An 18187-nucleotide genomic window follows, 5' to 3' on the forward strand; every position below is an offset into this window, starting at 1 on the left:
TGACTTGAGTTTAATAAAGCGCTAACAAAATAATTAAATACTTTAACGGAGTGAACAATGAAATTATCTGACTTATTCAAGGTCAGCCTTGTGGCTACTGCAATTACATTAGCCGGCTGTGGCGGTGATATAAATCTAAATGTTGAAGAAACGGTTGAACAACCAACTTCACCTACAAATCCAACACCACCAACAGCTGAAGAGTTACCCGGTACATTTAGCCAAAGTTTATCAACTGAGGTATCTACTGCCTTAGGTCGTTCTGTTACTGTTCAGGTTCTTTCTGGTGTTATAACACAAGATACAACACTTTCAACTGATGCAATTTGGGCACTTGATGGCGCTGTTTTTGTTGGTAAAGATAAATCAGAAAGTGCAACGCTTACTATTGAGCCAGGCGCTGTCGTCTTTGGTAATAATGGAGGCGATTACATTGTTGTTAGTCGCGACTCAAAAATTGAAGCGTCAGGAACTAAAAACGACCCAATTATCTTTACATCTAAGCAAGATGTTTTAGGTGAATCAACTGCTGCAGGTCAATGGGGCGGTATGGTGTTATTAGGCAATGGTATTTCAAATAAATGTCCTGCTGAAGGCGATTGTGCACTTCAAGTAGAAGGTGTTGAGTCTGGTGCTGTGTTTGGCGGTACTGATAACACTGATAGTTCAGGTACTCTTAAATACGTAGTCGTTAAAAATGCGGGTTTTGAACTTTCTGTTGGTAATGAGTTAAACGGCATTACATTTGGTGCGGTAGGCTCTGGTACAACAGTTGATTACTTACAAGTTCATAATAATGCGGATGATGGCGTTGAATTTTTTGGTGGCGCGGTTAATTTAAAACACGTTGTTTTAACAAGTATCGATGATGATAGCATTGACTGGGATAATGGCTTCCAAGGAAAAATGCAGTTTGTTTACGTCGAGCAAGATAAAAACTCTACTGATGCAAACCGAGGAATTGAAGCTGATAACGACGGTAAAATCCCTTCTAAAGATCCAAAATCGTTGCCTATGATTTCTAATCTAACCATTGTTGGTAATAACTTTAATGGTGAAGACGATGCTGAAGGTATTTACTTACGTGAAGGCACCGGTTTACACCTATACAACTCAGTGATCACAGGCTCTGATGAAATGGGTGAGTGTTTAGAGCTTGAAGGTATTGCATTGGCCGATGATGGCACGGCTTTATTTTCTGATAGCGAAACAGTAAATAATGCTAACGATGGCACTATATTAATGCAAAACACTTTTATGTCTTGTACTAATGGTGAAAACTTTAAAGACCCTAAAGGTGCAGATGGTTCAGTACTTTTAGCGTTAGAAGGGTGGTTTACGGCGCAATCTGGTAACGTTATTAATGACAAACCTATGCTAGGTGTTAATGGTCAGCCTATTGCCGGCTCTCCTTTGTTAGGTGCTGGTCAGGATGTTGCTAATACCGTTGACGCATTTTTCGACACAGTTGATTTTGCGGGTGCATTGAATGATTCTGATGATTGGCGTGAAGGCTGGGCATTTGGTTATGGTGGCGGAATTGTTACCGCACCTGAAGCCGTTGCAGGTTGCCCTACAGGAACAACTTCAATTTCACCAGGTGATGGCACAACGACAACGTGTGAAATATCGGGTCGTATTACAGCTGATTTAACACTAACCGCTGGTAACCTTTATGCACTTGACGGCGCTGTATTCGTTGGGGGTGATAAAACAGACTCTGCTACTTTGACAATTGAACCTGGTGTTACCGTTTATGGTAGAAACGGTAAAGATTATTTAGTTGTTGGTCGTGATTCTAAAATAGAAGCTAACGGCACAAAAGATAAGCCTATTTCGTTTACATCTAGTCAAGATGTAGCTGGCGAAGCAACAGCTGCAGGACAATGGGGCGGTTTAGTGCTTCTTGGTAATGCCCCGTCTAACAAATGCCCAGATACTGGTGATTGTGCTCTTCAAGTAGAGGGCGTAGAAAGTGGAGCGGTATTTGGTGGTACAGAGACGACTGATAATTCAGGCACTTTGCGTTATGTTCGCGTAATGAATGGTGGCTACTTACTTTCACCGGGTAATGAAATAAACGGTATTACTTTTGGCGGTGTTGGCTCTGGTACAACCGTTGAATACTTACAGGTTCACCAAAATGCAGATGATGGAATAGAGTTTTTTGGCGGTAACGTTCAAGCAAAATACGTTGTGCTTACAAGTATTCAAGATGACAGTATTGACTGGGATAATGGATTCCAAGGTAAATTACAACATGTACTTGTAAAGCAAGCTGCTGATAATTCGGATGCAAACCGTGGTATTGAATCAGATAACGATGGTAAATCACCGTCAAAATTACCTAAATCAAATCCGACTATTGCTAACTTAACTATCATAGGTAATACCTTTGATGGTGAAGATGATAGTGAAGGTATGTATTTCCGTGAAGGCACAGGCGCTCAAATCTATAACACTATTGTTACCGGTCCAGTAGGGATGGGTGAGTGTTTAGAAATTGAAGGTATTGCAAAAGATGACTCTGGAACCCCGTTATTTACTGAAAGCGAAACAGTGAATAATGCCAACGACGGAACTTTATTGATTAAGTCTTCAGTTATTGCTTGCTCAGAAAACTTTAAAGACCCAAGTGGCGTTACTTTTGATACGCAAAACTGGTGGACGACAACCTTAGGTAATCTAGTTGCAACAGGACAACCTGATGTTGTAAATGGTATTTTTACAATAGATACAACAGTTCCAACAGACGTAAAGGCAATCGATAGCTTCTTTGATACTACTGACCATATAGGTGCAGTTTCAAGTACTAATGATTGGACCGCTGGTTGGACTGTAGGTCTGGAATAACACAGTAAGAACAGGTGTTAAATTTGTTTAACACCTTTTTATAACTTTCTGTTTTATATCAGATAGAGGTAAACATGAAACAATTTTCCAAACATTTTAGTTTATCAGCTTTAAGTACCGCAATTTTATGTAGTCTAAGCATGTCAGTTAATGCTGCTGAAGTTGATGATGAAGCTGTACTCGAAGAAGTTGTGGTGAGTGCTAGTCGTTTAAAAGGCACTGCAACGGCTGTACTTGAAGAGCGTAAGCAACAAGCATTTGTTGCCGATATCATGGGAGCAGAGCAAATATCCCGTAGTGGTGACAGCGATGCTGCGGGCGCTTTGCGCCGTGTAACGGGTCTTACATTAGTTGACGGTAAGTTTATATATGTACGGGGTTTAGGCGAGCGCTATTCGAGTACGCAATTAAATAGTGCTGCTGTGCCAAGTCCTGATCCAACACGTTCAGTTATCCCTTTGGATTTATTTCCAGCAGGTATAATCGAGAGCTTATCAGTACAAAAATCTTATTCACCATCAATGCCTGCTTCATTTGGTGGTGGTAATGTAGATATAAGATTAAAAAGTATTCCGAATCAGTTTGTTTTTGATGTTACAGGTCAGTTAGGTTACAACAGCAACAATTTTGATGATGGCCTTGAATACAATGGCGGTTCTGATGATTGGTATGGTTTTGATGACGGCACACGTGAAATGCCCGATTCTATTAAAGCTATTTATAAATCAGGTCAATCAATTGATGATGTTACACCTGAGCAAAGTCGTGCATTAGCACTTGATTTAAATAGAGATTATGACCCAACTGAAACGAGTTTAGACCCAAATACTAAATTTACTGTAACACTGGGTAATAGCTTTGAGTCAGGTGATTGGCGTTATGGGTTTTTATCTGCTGTAAGTTACGATAATAAATATTTTGTAGGTGAAGAATACCAAGGGCAAGATTTCCGTCTAGGGGAGTCTACTGCTGCGCTTACGCGAGGTTATGACAAAGTGACCTCTAGTGAGCATAACGTAAAGCTTTCTGGGATGTTTAATTTTGGTATTGAGTACGATAAGTCTCATCGTATTGATATTAGTTCGCTGATACTTCGCGATACTGAAGACAAAGTTAGAGACCGGTTAGGTATTGATGAGAACAACAATCAATCGGATAACAAACGCATTCGTTCTTACGATATTAGCTACGAAGAGCGTGAGTTAATTGTAAATCAGATTAAAGGCACGCATACGTTTGATTGGTTAAACTTTGCAGGCTTTGATTGGAAATACTCTAATGGTCGTTCAAATCGTTATGCACCAGGTAACTTAACAACGCGATTTATTGTTACTGATGAAAACGAAGATGGTAATTATGATGTTCAAAATGAAATCGCTTTAACTAATGCAACAACGGCAGCACGCTATACGTATCAAGATTTAAATGATGAAGTAGAGAATTACGGGTTTAACTTCACGTTCCCTATTATGCTTGATGGCGTTGATATTGAATTAAAATCAGGTGCTGATTTTATATCAAAAGAACGCTCAGCGTCTAATCGTCGTTTTGACATTAATACGCGTGCCTTTAGCGGTGTAGATTTAAATGGCAATAAATTAAACAGCATTTTATCTGACGATGTGATTGCTAATGCTCAGCTTAATTTACCTATTTTAAATGATACGACTGTTTCCGGTGATGATTATAGGTCGGCTCAAAAAACGGATGCTTATTATTTTGAAGCAGATTTTTTCTTTAATAATAAATGGCGTATAAGTGGTGGTATTCGTTGGGAAGACTTTAGGCAAGTGTCTGTCCCTTTAGATCCATTTACAGGGGGTCTTGACTCATCAATTGAGTACGACGAGCTTGCAGATTTAGCTTTTCAAGAAGATGATGTTTATGGTGCGTTAGCATTTACATATGTTTATGATGATGAAACCCAATATCGTTTAAGCTATGGTGAAACAGTTGTACGCCCTGATTTACGTGAGATTTCAGAATCAACATATATCGATCCACTTACAGAATATCCAGTAGGGGGAACACCGGGCCTGCGTACAACACAAATCAAAAACTATGATTTCCGATGGGAAAATTACTACGATACAGGTGAAAACTTTTCAGTAGGTTTATTTTATAAAGATATGACTGACCCTATTGAATCAGTGCAATCACCTTCACAAGACGGTCCTCCATTAGTACGTATAGCGAATGCTGAGGAAGGTTATGTAGCAGGCATTGAATTTGATTACCTAAAAGATTTTACTTTTTTAGGTGGTATCGGCCAAGATATCTTTTTAAGTGGTAATGTTACATTAAGTGATTCTGAAATAAAGTTAGATAGACAAGCAATTGTGGATCAAACTGGGGTTTCAGCTGCTGTAACAAATACAAAGAGACGTTTAACCGGACACTCTAAATACGTGGTAAATATGCAGTTAGGCTACGATGCGCCAAGTGGAGAGCATGCCGCGACAATTATTTATAATGTATTTGGTGAACGTATCATTATACCGGGTATTGAAGGTCAAGAGGATTGGATGGAGCAGCCATTTCATTCTGTAGACTTAAACTATACTTACTTCCCTGATTTCAATTCGAGCATTAAGTTTAAAGTGTTGAATATTTTAGGCCAAGATCAAAAAATTGAAGCGGATGGAGTATTAACTCGTTCTAAGGAAAAAGGAACTGAGTTTTCGGTTGAGTATAAGTATCAATTTTAACGCATAGCTTTGCCCAAGGAAGGGAATTATAATAACCATAGTTACCGATTAGCCCCGTTATTTAACGGGGCTTTTTTGTGTCAATATTTTTTCTATTTGCACTTTATAGTTGCATAGAGCTGATAACATTGGTTTTTACTACCAGTACTTTTCATGCCCCATGATTGGTTATACCAATCGAAGTCTCCGTAGGCGCTTTCATCCTCTCCGCAGGTAATTGTGCTTCCAGAAATTTCTTGATTGTGACCACGCTCTTCACAAAATTGATTTCCATTTGTAGAACCCACAAAAAACAGCTCTAAGCGCCCATTTATCCAAACCTGTGGTGCGTAATAGGTTGTTGCAGTATTTACCAATATACCTTGTTGCTGTTCCATATTTATTTCTGCGCGCTCAAAGGATACTTTTTCATTTTCTTTTAGCGTTATTGTGCTTGCTGAAAGCGTAGTATCTGCAAATACATTAAGTGATACTGAACTTAAAGTAAGTAGAGCAAGAGTGAATGTCTTCATTATCTTTTCCTTTAGTTGAATGTAGAATTACACAAAACATCTTTATTCAATGTGTCTATTAAGCTTGGTAAATATAAGTTTCAACAAGGTTAAGCTTTTATTAAAGTTTAAAATAAGCACTGCATGCCTTTGCATTTTTTACACTATGAAAAAAATTTGAGTTCTACTTTATTCACTAGTTTTAGGGGGCTGGTGGTGTTATTTTGACGTTAATGAAAATTAAATCTCACGCAATGAATTTAATTTTTAATGTATTAAGGCATCTTTTATGAACAAAACAGTGGAAAAAACAATGAAAAAAGTAGGATTAGTCGGTTGGCGTGGCATGGTAGGCTCCGTGTTATTAGAACGTATGCAGCAACAAAGTGATTTTGCCCATATCGACACTACCTTCTTCACCACCTCGCAAGCGGGTCAGTTAGGACCGGACATTGCAGGCGATGCAAAACCATTGCTTGATGCAAGTGACATTAGCGAACTTGCTAAAATGGATATTATTGTTACTTGCCAAGGCGGCGATTACACCAATTCCGTATATCCAAAACTTAGAGAATCTGGTTGGGATGGCTACTGGATTGATGCCGCTTCAGCACTTCGAATGAGTGACGATAGCATTATTGCGCTGGATCCTGTAAACAAAGATGTTATTGAACAAGGCTTAGCGCAAGGCGTTAAAACGTTTGTGGGCGGTAACTGTACAGTATCGCTAATGCTACTTGCATTAGGTGGTTTATTTGAGCAAGACCTAATTGAATGGGTAAGCCCAATGACTTACCAAGCGGCGTCGGGCGCCGGTGCACGAAATATGAAAGAGCTTATTGCACAAATGGGCGCTATTCATGCAAGTGTCGCAGATAAACTAGATAACCCAAGCTCTGCTATTTTAGAAATTGATAAGATAGTAAGCGAAAAAATGGCTTCAAGTGATTTGCCACAAGACCAGTTTGGTGTGCCATTAGCAGGCAGTTTAATTCCGTGGATTGACGTACCTATGCCAAGCGGTCAGTCTAAAGAAGAATGGAAAGCGCAGGTTGAAGCCAATAAAATTTTAGGCTCTTCTAAGCAACCAGTGCCAATTGATGGTTTATGTGTACGTATTGGTGCAATGCGCTGTCATAGCCAAGCAATGACCATTAAACTACGTGAAGATATTAGCGTAGACAAAATTGAAGAAATTTTAGCCTCGCATAATGAATGGGTTAAAGTTATTCCAAATGAGCGCGAAATTAGCGCTACTGACTTAACCCCAGTTAAAGTAACGGGGACATTAAGTATTCCTGTTGGCCGTATTCGTAAATTAGCCATGGGCCCTAAATACATAAGCGCGTTTACAGTGGGAGATCAGCTCTTATGGGGCGCCGCAGAGCCATTGCGCCGCATGTTACGCATTATTATTGATGATGAGTAAACATTGTTAGTAAATTTTATTTTTCAGGGTTAGCAATTTGCTAACCCTTTTTATTTAACCTGCTTTACCAGTTTATAAATCGGGCTTTATAAACTGGTACATCATTTGCTGTAATTCCCATGTTAACCAGCTAACTACAACAAACCTTATAGAATACGTATTTTACTCGCATTATATGTACTGCTATTACAAAATTGCGTAGTTTTTACATGTTTAAAATACTGCTTTGTAGGTGGAAATAAAGGAAATTACAATGCGTTCATTTTTAAATTCATTACACCGTAAATGGTTCAGCTTTCTTGTCGTAATTGTATTACTGCTAATTACCCTCAGAATAGCTGCGCCTTATGCAGTGCAGCAGTATGTAAATTACCAGCTAAAACATACGCAAGGTATTACGGGACATATAGGTGATGTAGATTTGTTTTTATATCGTGGCGCTTATGCCATTGACGATGTAGAAATTTACGCTACTAACGCAACCACAGCACCTAGACCTTTACTTGCGGTAGAAACACTTGATTTTTCACTTGCATGGTCGGCGCTTTTAAAAGGGAATCTGGTAACAAATATGGCTTTTATGCGCCCCGAAATTGTTATTTATGATAAAAACCCAAACGCAGCAGAGCAAAATCAACGTGTAAAAGATGAAACAACTTGGATCGGACTCGCCAACGATTTAGTGTTGTTCTCAATCGATACCTTAACTATTGAACAAGGTAAGTTGTCCCTAGTTAATGCAACTAGTCAGGGTGAAAAACCCACTTTTATATCAAATATTAATGCCAGAATTGAAAACATAACGAATGCGCAAAACCTATCAAAAACACTTGTGACTACTCTAAACGTAGAAGGTGCGTTAATGGGGGAGGCGGCATTAAGGTTTAATGGCAAATTAGACCCTTTTAGCAAGCACGCTAATTTTGATTTTAACGCAGAGGTACAGCGCTTCTCAGTTAAAAATCTCGACACTGTATTTAAAGTGTATACACCGTTTGATATTGAAGCGGGGGGCATTGATGGCGCAATGGAACTTGTGGCTAAAGATAATAACTTAAATGGTTATGTAAAAGCGGGTGTTCAAAACCTTAGTGTATTTTCTTGGCGCGAAGATATAGAAAAAGATGATGACGGCATATTTACTGCCATATTTGAAGGCAGTGTTGATTTACTCGGCTCTATACTCGAAAACGATGAATCTAAACTTGTTGCTGCACGCATTCCTATTGAAGGTCAACTAGATAATACGGATGTTTCGACTTTCCAAGCCGTTATTTCTGTACTAAAAAACGCATTTTTTGATGCGTTTAAAATGAAAGTAGATAACATCATTTCTTTTGAAGATACGGATAACAAATCTAATAACGAGGAAAATTAAAGCATTTTGGGAATGCATGTTTTAGTTGAATGCCTAAGCTGCACCCACTTTTTAAACTTTAAGTGGGTGCTTTAGTACTCTTATCAGATTAGTTTTTGCGGTTACTCAATAGCGCTTTAAGCTCAGCAATTTGGGATTGTAGTTCGTTTACTTGTCCTTGCGTTGCAGGTAATGAGCTGTCGTCTGCGAGCTCTTCTCGCGCTTTTCGGTGCTCCTCGCTCATAACTTCTAAAATGGCACCTACCATCATATTTAAAAATACAAATGCGGTTAAAAATATAAATGTAAGGTAGTAAATCCAGCTTAATTCGTACACCGCCATTGTTTCGTACATTATGTCGGTCCAATCTTCAAATGTTGCTACCCTAAACAAGGTAAGCATTGATATTGAGACGTCTTGCCAAAGTACGGGGTTTATTTCAGCAAACATCATGCTGCCCATAGCGGCGTAAATATAAAAAATAACAAACATTAATAAAGCGATATAACCCATTTGCGGAATAGCTTTAAGCAGAGAGTTAACCAATAAGCGCAGCTCTGGGATCATCGAAACCAATCGCAGTACTCTAAATATGCGCAGTAAACGAGCAATTAACATAGTAGAACCAGCAGCAGGGTATAAGCTACCTAGTACTATAATTGTATCGAATATATTCCATCCCTTAGAAAAGAAGTCTTTTATACCTTTACTTGCAATAAAGCGGATTATTAGTTCAATTAAAAAGAATGCGGTAATGCCAACGTCCATCCAATTTAGAGCAAGCTCTACCGTTGGATGCAGTGAGTAAGTGTGCGCACCTACTGTCAGGGCAGAAACAATAATTACAGCTATAACAAATGATTGAAATATCTTGCTTTTGTCTATACGCTGAAACAACTTTTGTAACTGCGACATCATAATAATGGGTCCTGTGAGTATTAAGGTTTAATGGCGCTAATATACAATAATATTGTAATAATTTAACGCTTTTTCGATATCGAAAGTGTAAGGAAATTTAATGTTTATCAATAAACTAAAAAACAGCGCATTACTTATTATCGGATTTTGTATTTTGGCTGGTTGCAGCTCTGATGCACGTTTTCACGAAGTTCAATCTGCACGTCTTGATGAGTGCAACTATAAAGCGGATAAAGAATATTACGAATGCTTAAATAAACAGGACTCTAATTACGAAGAGTTTAAAAAGCAGCAGCAAGCCCAGACTAAATAAGTAGCGCTAGTACATTTATGACTAAAACTCAAAAACAACGCGATAAGCAAATTCGCTCAGTATTGACTATTGCGTGTGAAACAATAAAAGAAACCGTATTTGGCTTTCACTATTTAACGCATTCAGTGGATTTAAATAACGAAACAAACACGTTAAAAGTGCAGTGCTTTTTTAATGATGATATAGCTCTTGAAAGTGCAAAACCCCAGCTTGACGAATTAAAAGATATTATACTAAATCAGCTAGCAAGTATTAAACTGAATATTAAACCAGCACATATCTTATTTTTCGCCAATTAATAGTGGTTTAGTTGGTTTGACAGCACAGTGATGTTTATAATTACATAAATTACTTTAAAGGTTTCAATTATGGCCGTTCCTACGCGTTCGCAAATTTCACCAGGCATAACAGTAAATATTGTATTAAAAGAAGATCAACGTAGCGGTACATTAACCGAAGGTGTTGTTGAGCGTCTTTTAACAAAATCACCTAATCACCCGCACGGTATTAAAGTACGTTTAGAAGATGGTCAAGTTGGCCGAGTAAAAGAGATTTTATAATGGCAGCGTTAACAGAACAGGCTTTTTGGGAATTAGTAACCACGCCTGATTTAGGGCTCGATCCGCAAAGTGTGAGCGATAACCTAAAAACTAAACTTAATGATTTAAGCGATCAACACCTTATTGATTTTGATAAGCACTTTGGCATACATATGCGCAAATGCTTTACCTGGGATTTGTTTGGCGCTGCCTTTGTGATGGCTGGGTGTAATGACGATTACGGTTTTAGCGAGTTTAGATGTTGGTTAATTTCTCGCGGTAAAACAGTATTTGAAAACGCCTTAGAAAATGCTGACTCGATAGCGCAGTGTACACCTGTTTATTATTTAAACGAGCAGCCTTACCCGTATATTGATGAGTATGATTTAATAGCCGGTTTATTATTTGAAGAACGCAGCGAAGACGAATTGCCGTTTATTCCATCAGGCAGCGATGAACCCAAAGGTAAACGTTTTAAAGACAAACCTAAGTTTTTAAAGCAAAGCTACCCTTTATTATTTGCAAAGTACTGGCAATAAAATAAACAGTAATTTTTGTACTACTTAAACAATTTAATGAGTCCAATGTCTCCTTACAGGTAAGTGCATTGATATAAATCGTTTTGTTGTTTAAGTACGTATTAACTAAAGTACTTAACAGCAAAACGGTTTGTAATGCAGTATCTAGGAGGAATCTTTGTGGATTTAAACGTATTCAATCTAGAGGGATTTAATCGCGGCACGAGGTGTGTAACCTAGTGAGCTCGGTAATTGCTTCTGCGTTACCTTACTGGCTTACACATGTAAGAATAAGTAATAGTCGAGCAAAGCTTCCGCTAGCTGCTCACGCCTTGGTTCCTGAATACGACTTCTCTCCTTTTATAGTAAATCTCTGTTATAGTTGTTAAAAGTTATAAAAGCTAAGTGATTAGGCATTTTGCTATTATTTAACACGCTGACTCACGAGGATACACCCACGAAATGAAATATTTAACACTCGCTTTATTAACTGTCGCTTTTACAAGTGCAAATGCTTTTTCTGAGCCGAGTAATAAAACACGATTTATACCGCTTTTAAAGTCAAAATTGGGAGCCTACGAAGTTGTGTCGGCTAATTCTGGATTATGTGTTAATAGTAATTTGAGTTTGACAGATGAAAGTGATGCAAGTGCGGGTTTTAAACTAGGTAAGCAAATTATATTTGGATCGCTCCACAATGGTACCCGAACCATTAAAAAACCAAACTTTTGTTTTATAACCAGCACACTTAAATATAAAAGTGATGGCCTTGAAAACGGTTTAAGAATGAGCCGTTGTGAAGATGCAATAAACGAAAAAACAATTAGCCAAAGTATCCGATTTTTAGCTGATAACACACTAAAGTACACATTGAGCAAACCCAGTGTAGAGTGCACATTTAAAAAAGCAGATGAAAGTAAACAAAGTATCTAGTAAGTAGTAAATCATTTGCAGTATATTTTAGGGATATCGCGCCAACGCGTGGTGTACTGCGGCGACAAAAAATCACGGTTCATGTGCCACCGGTCATTTAATTTACTACTAGCTAAACTAAGCATTCCTTTCCCATACCGTGTATTTATAGCATCTAGGCAACTCATTAATTGTGGGTTGTCAGTACGTTGGTTAAACAAATCACTTTGTTGAAATTGCTGTGACGTAAGTTCTAAAGCGCCTACACCACACTTGTAAAACCTAACTGCAGGTTGGTATATTTGATCAAATACCTCAGATACAGCATTAGCCATCACGCAGGTGTCGTTAGTGGGTGAGGGGAACTTATACACAAACGACTTTTTATAATATCTATTTTCGTGCGCGCCACTGGCTGCAAAAATATAAAGCTGGTGAGTGAGCGAACGTTGCGCTCTTAGTTTATTAGCCACTGTGGTTACATGGTTAATTAGCGCCGTTTTAAGGGCTGTTGGCTCACATATGCGCTCTCCAAAACTACGGGTCGAATAAATTTCCCGCTTGTCTTGTCGTACATCATCCCAGTTTAAACATGTTATCCCGTTAAGTTCGCTTACAGTACGTTCAACAACCACACTAAATGCACGGCGCATTGCTTTAGGGTTTTGCTGAGCAAGATCCCAGGCGGTGTGTATATTCATTATTTTAAGCTTTTTAGCTAGTCGCCGGCCTATTCCCCATACATCTTCGCAGCTCATTCTTTGTAAAATAGCTTGGCGAGTTTGTTCGCTATTTATGACTGCTACACCATTAAAACCACTGAGTTTTTTAGCGGCGTGGTTAGCGGCTTTTGCTAAAGTAGGGGTTGGGCCAAAACCTACACCTACAGGAAGCTTCGTTTCGCGCCACACTGTGCGCCTTATTGTATGGCCGTATTCGTGCCAGTCTTTAATTAATGATGTGTAGCCATTAAAGTGCAAAAACGATTCATCAATACTGTATATGTGTTGTGTATCGCAAAAGCGGCCAATAATATTCATCATCTTGTCGCTTAAATCAGCATAAAGCTCGTAATTGCTAGAACGAATAACAACGTTGTTTTGCTCAAGTAAATGTTTAACTTTAAAGTACGGGCCAAATTTAGGAATATTTAAGCGCCGAGCAATAGGGCAAATAGCGCATACACAGCCATCGTTATTAGTAAGTACAACCACGGGTTTGGATCGAATAGCAGGGTCGAATACTTTTTCTGCACTGGCATAAAATGACACAGCATCAACTAAGGCATACATTTTAGTAACTCTGGGCTTTGCCTGTGCATTCTTATTGATAGCGTTACTACGCCTTCTAGCTGAAACTCGTCTGCAGAGGTGAGTTGTACAGGCTTATGTAAAGAGGAAGCTGAAAGCAGCCGCGCATTGGTTTTATCAAGCAGTTTGCATACAAAAAGACCATTTAAGTTAGCAACAATAACGTCACCATTTTTTACCGGCTCTGCACGGTCGATAACTAATAAGTCACCTTCAAAAATTCCGACTTCTTGCATAGAGTTACCCGATGCAATACCAATAAACGTAGCATCTGGATGCTTTATTAAAAGCTCATCAAGGGTTACACCTAGCTCGGTGTACTGCGCTGCGGGTGATTCAAAACCACACACGCCTGCTTCTATATAAATGGGAATGACAAACATAACACAACCTAAAACGCATACACTGTATAAGTGTACAGTATATGAGTTTTGTGTAAGTTATGCCAAGAATGTATGGCTGATCAATCCATGTTTTTGATCATTTGTTGTGCGGTATCTAAAAAGTCTTTGATTTGTTGAGGGTTTAAGTTTTTACACATTTGATTATTTATTTTTTGCTCTGAGGCTAATAACTTATCAAAAAGAACTTTACCTTGCTCTGTGAGCGATAAAATAAAGCAGCGTTTATCGTGCTCACTCGCCTGTTTATTAATTAAATTTAAGCTAATAAGATCTTTAATTAAACGTGCTATTTGCGCTTTATCGCGCTGCGTTTTAGTAACAATATCGTTAGCCGTACAGTTATTTACGTTCGCGATAATATGTATGCAGCGTACGTGCATAGCATTAATACCCAGTTCGCCTGCGTTAATTGCTTCACGAATTGTTACACGGTAATTTTGCATTAATTCAAACAGCGTATTTGATAAAGGTGTATTCATAGAACTCTCAATATAGTTGACAAAGTCAATTAACTTGTTATAGTTGATTTTATCAACCAATGGGGCGTTGTGCAATGCCTGCTTTTTATAGCAGGTTGGTATTAAAGTCTAAGTTTTGTAAAACGAGGTAATACATGAGTAAACAAGTTCGCAAAGCCAACGTATTAAGTACAGAGCAAATCACACCGCATTTACAGCGCATTGTTGTAGGCTCTGAAGATTTTAACGACTTAACCTCACAGTACATTGGTAACTATGTAAAAGTACTATTTCCAAAAGATGGTGAAGTAGATTTTAACTTAAAAACAGCCTGTATGCGATCATACACAATAAGGCATGTAGATGCACAAACAGGCGCGCTAACACTTGATTTTGTTATAAATATGCACCAAGGCCCTGCAACTGACTGGGCTAAAATTGCAAAAGTAGGCGACGAGTTAGGTATTGCAGGTCCTGGCCCTAAAAAGCTAGATAATTATGCGCATTCGCATTATGTATTGCTCGGCGATTTAACATCGGTAAATGCAATAAAAGGGTATGTGCAGCAATTACCTTTAATTTCAAAAATTGATGCCTTTGTACATGTACCCACCGAAAAAGATATTATTGATTTAGAAACAAGCCGCGATGTTAATTGGCTTGTTACCGACAACGCTGACGAGGCGCTACTTAGCGCGCTTCAAAATTTGCACATTACAGCAGAGCCTCCCATTGTATTTATGGCATTGGAAGCTGGGCTTGTTCGTAAAGCAAAAGCACTGCTAACAGAGCAATTTAATATACCACGCGGTAATATTTTTTCCTCAGGGTATTGGAAAAAAGGCGTGGATTCAGAAGGCTATAAAAAGCTGCGCCAACGTGATGCACAGCTTGCCTGAATACCTTAGAGCAAAATAACATATACCTATTTTGTTCTAATACCACTGCGTAACTTGAATTGACCTAATAGCAGACCCATTTAAGTGTTTTATGCTAATGATGTAATCCATTATTAGCATGCATTTTTAGGAGCTGCTATTTTGTTAAATTCCATTCCTTTTTCGTTATTAGAACTTGCCCCCATGATCAAAGGGGACAGCGTTACTAACACTCTTCATAAAAGTACTAAATACGCTCAACGTGCTGATGAGCTTGGCTTTAACCGTTTTTGGCTTGCTGAGCATCATAATATGCCAGGTATAATTTGTGCGGCCACTTCAATTTTGGTTGGTCACATTGCAGGTAATACCAAAAAGATACGCGTTGGATCGGGCGGTATTATGCTGCCAAACCACTCCCCATTAGTTGTTGCTGAACAATTTGGTACATTAGAGAGCTTATATCCAAGGCGAATAGATTTAGGGCTAGGGCGTGCCCCAGGTAGCGACCCTGTAACGAGTCGTGCATTAAACAACGATATGAGCCGTGCAGAAAACTTCCCAGGTGAAGTAACTGAACTGCAAACATTGTTAGGTCCTTACAATGGTACGCATCCTATACGTGCTATACCGGGGGAGGACACAAGCGTGCCTATTTGGTTATTAGGTTCGAGTTTATTTAGCGCGCAACTAGCGGCGCAAAAAGGGTTACCGTACGTATTTGCAGGGCATTTTGCACCGCGCTTTGTGCACGAGGCAATAGCGGTGTATAAGCGCGAATTTAAAGCATCAAGCGTACTTGATAAGCCATACGTAATGCTTGCACTGCCTTTAGTGGCAGCAGACACCGACGATGAAGCGCAATACTTGTCGACTACTTCTAAGCAACGTGTACTCGAACTTATACGCGGTAATGAGCTGTGGCTAAAACCACCTGTTGAAAGCATGGACGGGTTATGGAGCGAACAAGAACGCGCTCATGTAGAGAACTTTTTAAGCCTAAGCGTAGTAGGAGGACATGTAAGTATTAAACACAAGTTAGAGATGATAGCGAAACAGCTAGAAGTAGATGAGTTTATATTTACCAATGATGTATTCGATAGTGAAAAACGCCACCGTGCACTCGAAATTTTAATGGAAATAAAACATTAGCTCAAAAACTATTAGTTTAGATAGTGTAGTTAAGCAAGCGTACACCTTGCCTCTGTTAATGTTGCAGGCATCAATTAAAGAACATTCATTTATACATTGAATTAATTTATGTGATGTCTGCAAAGTTTAAAACCAGTCTTTTTTTAAATAACTAGCTTATAGTAAGTGGATTTAGTAACTATATAGCGTTCTGTTTTATCAATCGAACTGATTTAAACAATCCGTTTTAAGATATCACTTTTATTTTTTATAATGTATGTATTAAACCAAACATCATTAAATAAAGGTAGGTTCACCGTGAAGTCTCTAAATAGCGCAACAGCTAATTCAGTTAACAAAACAGCGCAACCAAAAGTTGCACTGGTTGCTGAAGGTGGCGGGCAGCGAGGGATCTTCACAGCGGGCGTACTTGATGCGTGGTTAGAGCAAAGCTATGACCCTTTTGATTTATTCATTGGTACTTCAGCGGGTTCGCAAAACTTAACTAGCTACTTAGCGCGTCAAAAAGGCTACGCTAAACGCCTGATTAGAGGGCTTTCGCGTAATAAGCGTTTTTTTCAGCTTGGTCGCGGATTAGTGGGTAAGCATATAGTTGATTTAGATTGGTACTTTGACAAAACCACTGAAGTAAACAGAGCTATAGATTTCAAAACAGCGAAAACTAGTTTAGGTGAGCGCGAGTTACTTATAACAGCTACAAATGCACGAGACAGAAAAGCTTATTACTTATCGCCAACTGGTGATAGTGGTCAATGGCGTGATTTGTTAAAGGCTTCTAGCGCACTGCCGTTTTTATACAAACAAGGTGTAAAGTTAACACCTTGGTTAAACGCAAAAGCAGCGAATGAAACACATCTTGTTGAAGAGCAAGCACAGAGCGACTTTTATCTAGACGGCGGTTTAGCCGCTCCACTACCAGTGCGTGAAGCTTACAACCGAGGCGCTCGTAAAATTGTGGTAATAAGAACGGTTGACGCTAATTTTCAAGCGCAATCTGCATGGGTACAAAAGCTAAGAACATTTGCTATAGCATCAGGTTATTGTCCAAAAACATTGGACTACTTAATACAGCACGAAAAAGCGTATTTAGATGAGCTTGAGTTTATTGCAAATCCACCAAGTGATGTGGAAATAATACAAATTTTTGCAGACGAAAAACTGCATAGCAAATTATTAGGTAGTTCAAATAACGATTTACGTTTTGATCATAAATTAGGCTTGGCTGCAGGTCGGTCTTATTTAGCGAAGCAAAGCCAATTTGAGATAAGCAATACGCATAACTACTCACAAAGCGAGTATCGTTACAATTAAGCCAATCGGATACCCAAATCATGAATAATACTGGAACTTGAAGTTGCGGTATTATTCATTCCAAAATTTTTAAATTGAAATATTAAAAATAACTTAAGTTGATGAAAGCAATATGCTTGTTTCACTATTTAAAATACCGTCAATTTCGCGTACTTGCCTTAACACTCCATCAAACTCACTTAAATTTGCAGCTTGTAGTTCTGCAACTAAATCCCATGCACCATTGGTGGTGTGTAATTTTATAAGCTCGGGTATTCCGCGCATTGTTTTAATAACTTGTGAAGTAGATTTACCAACGACTTCTATCATCATAATTGCGCGCACGGCTTCTGTTTCTATGTGTTCGTGAACGCGTACAGTAAACCCTAATATTGCGCCTGAGCTAACTAATCTGTCTAACCTATTTTGCACTGTCCCACGTGATACATTTAAAGAACCGGCTAAAGCTGAAATAGAAGCGCGGCCGTCTTTTCGTAATTCTGCTATTAAAGCATTATCAAGAGAGTCATAAATATAGGGAGTCATAAATCAAACCTTTAAAAGAAGTTACTGACCGAAATACATAAATTGTACATAACTACATAGCAAAATGATAAAAATTAGTACTATTTGTGTAATTAATTGCCATATTAAAT

At 38.6% G+C, this 18187-nt stretch carries 18 protein-coding genes; 12 read left to right on the top strand and 6 right to left on the bottom strand.

Annotated elements, in window-relative coordinates:
• Positions 1-57 precede the first annotated feature (57 nt).
• Positions 58-2853, top strand: a complete 2796-nt coding sequence (locus D172_RS19980) for a hypothetical protein (RefSeq protein WP_007377596.1) — start codon at positions 58-60, stop codon at positions 2851-2853.
• A 74-nt stretch (positions 2854-2927) separates the two neighbouring features.
• Positions 2928-5561, top strand: coding sequence for a TonB-dependent receptor domain-containing protein (locus D172_RS19985; RefSeq protein ID WP_007377595.1), 2634 nt, complete (start codon positions 2928-2930; stop codon positions 5559-5561).
• A 92-nt stretch (positions 5562-5653) separates the two neighbouring features.
• Here the strand turns inward: D172_RS19985 and D172_RS19990 are convergent, their stop codons facing one another.
• Entirely contained in the window at positions 5654-6073 is a 420-nt protein-coding gene (locus D172_RS19990) for a hypothetical protein (protein ID WP_007377594.1), read from the bottom strand.
• A gap of 268 nt (positions 6074-6341) precedes the next feature.
• Here D172_RS19990 and asd point away from each other — a divergent pair, with 268 nt between their 5' ends.
• Both asd and D172_RS20000 read left to right on the top strand, forming a co-directional pair.
• Positions 6342-7481 (top strand): aspartate-semialdehyde dehydrogenase, encoded by a 1140-nt coding sequence (asd, locus tag D172_RS19995; RefSeq protein ID WP_007377593.1) that lies wholly within the window; start codon positions 6342-6344, stop codon positions 7479-7481.
• 253 nt (positions 7482-7734) lie between these two features.
• On the top strand, positions 7735-8859 hold the full coding sequence (locus D172_RS20000) for a DUF748 domain-containing protein (RefSeq protein ID WP_007377592.1): 1125 nt from the start codon (positions 7735-7737) through the stop codon (positions 8857-8859).
• A gap of 88 nt (positions 8860-8947) precedes the next feature.
• On the opposite strand, the gene D172_RS20005 is transcribed toward D172_RS20000, so the two are convergent.
• Entirely contained in the window at positions 8948-9757 is an 810-nt protein-coding gene (locus D172_RS20005) for an ion transporter (protein ID WP_007377591.1), read from the bottom strand.
• 100 nt (positions 9758-9857) lie between these two features.
• Here D172_RS20005 and D172_RS20010 point away from each other — a divergent pair, with 100 nt between their 5' ends.
• From D172_RS20010 to D172_RS20030, 5 genes are all read left to right on the top strand, one after another.
• Positions 9858-10070, top strand: a complete 213-nt coding sequence (locus D172_RS20010; protein ID WP_007377590.1) for a hypothetical protein — start codon at positions 9858-9860, stop codon at positions 10068-10070.
• A 17-nt stretch (positions 10071-10087) separates the two neighbouring features.
• On the top strand, positions 10088-10369 hold the full coding sequence (locus tag D172_RS20015; RefSeq protein ID WP_007377589.1) for a hypothetical protein: 282 nt from the start codon (positions 10088-10090) through the stop codon (positions 10367-10369).
• A 69-nt stretch (positions 10370-10438) separates the two neighbouring features.
• Positions 10439-10630, top strand: coding sequence for a YwbE family protein (locus D172_RS20020; RefSeq protein ID WP_007377588.1), 192 nt, complete (start codon positions 10439-10441; stop codon positions 10628-10630).
• Positions 10630-11148 (top strand): DUF4240 domain-containing protein, encoded by a 519-nt coding sequence (locus D172_RS20025; protein WP_007377587.1) that lies wholly within the window; start codon positions 10630-10632, stop codon positions 11146-11148. The genes D172_RS20020 and D172_RS20025 overlap by 1 nt, the downstream gene beginning before the upstream one ends.
• Positions 11149-11589: 441 nt before the next feature.
• Entirely contained in the window at positions 11590-12060 is a 471-nt protein-coding gene (locus D172_RS20030; RefSeq protein WP_007377586.1) for a hypothetical protein, read from the top strand.
• An 11-nt stretch (positions 12061-12071) separates the two neighbouring features.
• Here the strand turns inward: D172_RS20030 and D172_RS20035 are convergent, their stop codons facing one another.
• The 3 genes from D172_RS20035 to D172_RS20045 all read right to left on the bottom strand — a co-directional run bounded on the left by D172_RS20035 (position 12072) and on the right by D172_RS20045 (position 14232).
• Entirely contained in the window at positions 12072-13331 is a 1260-nt protein-coding gene (locus D172_RS20035; RefSeq protein ID WP_007377585.1) for a Y-family DNA polymerase, read from the bottom strand.
• Positions 13319-13732, bottom strand: a complete 414-nt coding sequence (locus D172_RS20040; RefSeq protein ID WP_007377584.1) for a S24 family peptidase — start codon at positions 13730-13732, stop codon at positions 13319-13321. The genes D172_RS20035 and D172_RS20040 overlap by 13 nt, the downstream gene beginning before the upstream one ends.
• An 80-nt stretch (positions 13733-13812) precedes the next feature.
• Entirely contained in the window at positions 13813-14232 is a 420-nt protein-coding gene (locus tag D172_RS20045; RefSeq protein ID WP_007377583.1) for a MarR family winged helix-turn-helix transcriptional regulator, read from the bottom strand.
• A 134-nt stretch (positions 14233-14366) separates the two neighbouring features.
• Here D172_RS20045 and D172_RS20050 point away from each other — a divergent pair, with 134 nt between their 5' ends.
• The 3 genes from D172_RS20050 (at position 14367) to D172_RS20060 (ending at position 17552) form a co-directional block, all read left to right on the top strand.
• Positions 14367-15110: a siderophore-interacting protein gene (locus tag D172_RS20050; RefSeq protein WP_007377582.1), complete on the top strand. Its 744-nt coding sequence runs from the start codon at positions 14367-14369 to the stop codon at positions 15108-15110.
• Positions 15111-15251: 141 nt separating this feature from the next.
• Entirely contained in the window at positions 15252-16241 is a 990-nt protein-coding gene (locus D172_RS20055) for an LLM class flavin-dependent oxidoreductase (protein ID WP_007377581.1), read from the top strand.
• Between the two features lie 297 nt (positions 16242-16538).
• Positions 16539-17552, top strand: coding sequence for a patatin-like phospholipase family protein (locus D172_RS20060; RefSeq protein WP_007377580.1), 1014 nt, complete (start codon positions 16539-16541; stop codon positions 17550-17552).
• A 93-nt stretch (positions 17553-17645) separates the two neighbouring features.
• On the opposite strand, the gene D172_RS20065 is transcribed toward D172_RS20060, so the two are convergent.
• Positions 17646-18077 carry an Lrp/AsnC family transcriptional regulator gene (locus D172_RS20065; RefSeq protein WP_007377579.1) on the bottom strand — a complete coding sequence of 144 codons (432 nt, stop codon included), beginning with the start codon at positions 18075-18077 and terminating at the stop codon, positions 17646-17648.
• Between the last annotated feature and the right edge of the window lie 110 nt (positions 18078-18187).

The sequence above is a fragment of the Pseudoalteromonas sp. Bsw20308 genome (assembly GCF_000310105.2).
Classification (GTDB): domain Bacteria; phylum Pseudomonadota; class Gammaproteobacteria; order Enterobacterales; family Alteromonadaceae; genus Pseudoalteromonas; species Pseudoalteromonas fuliginea.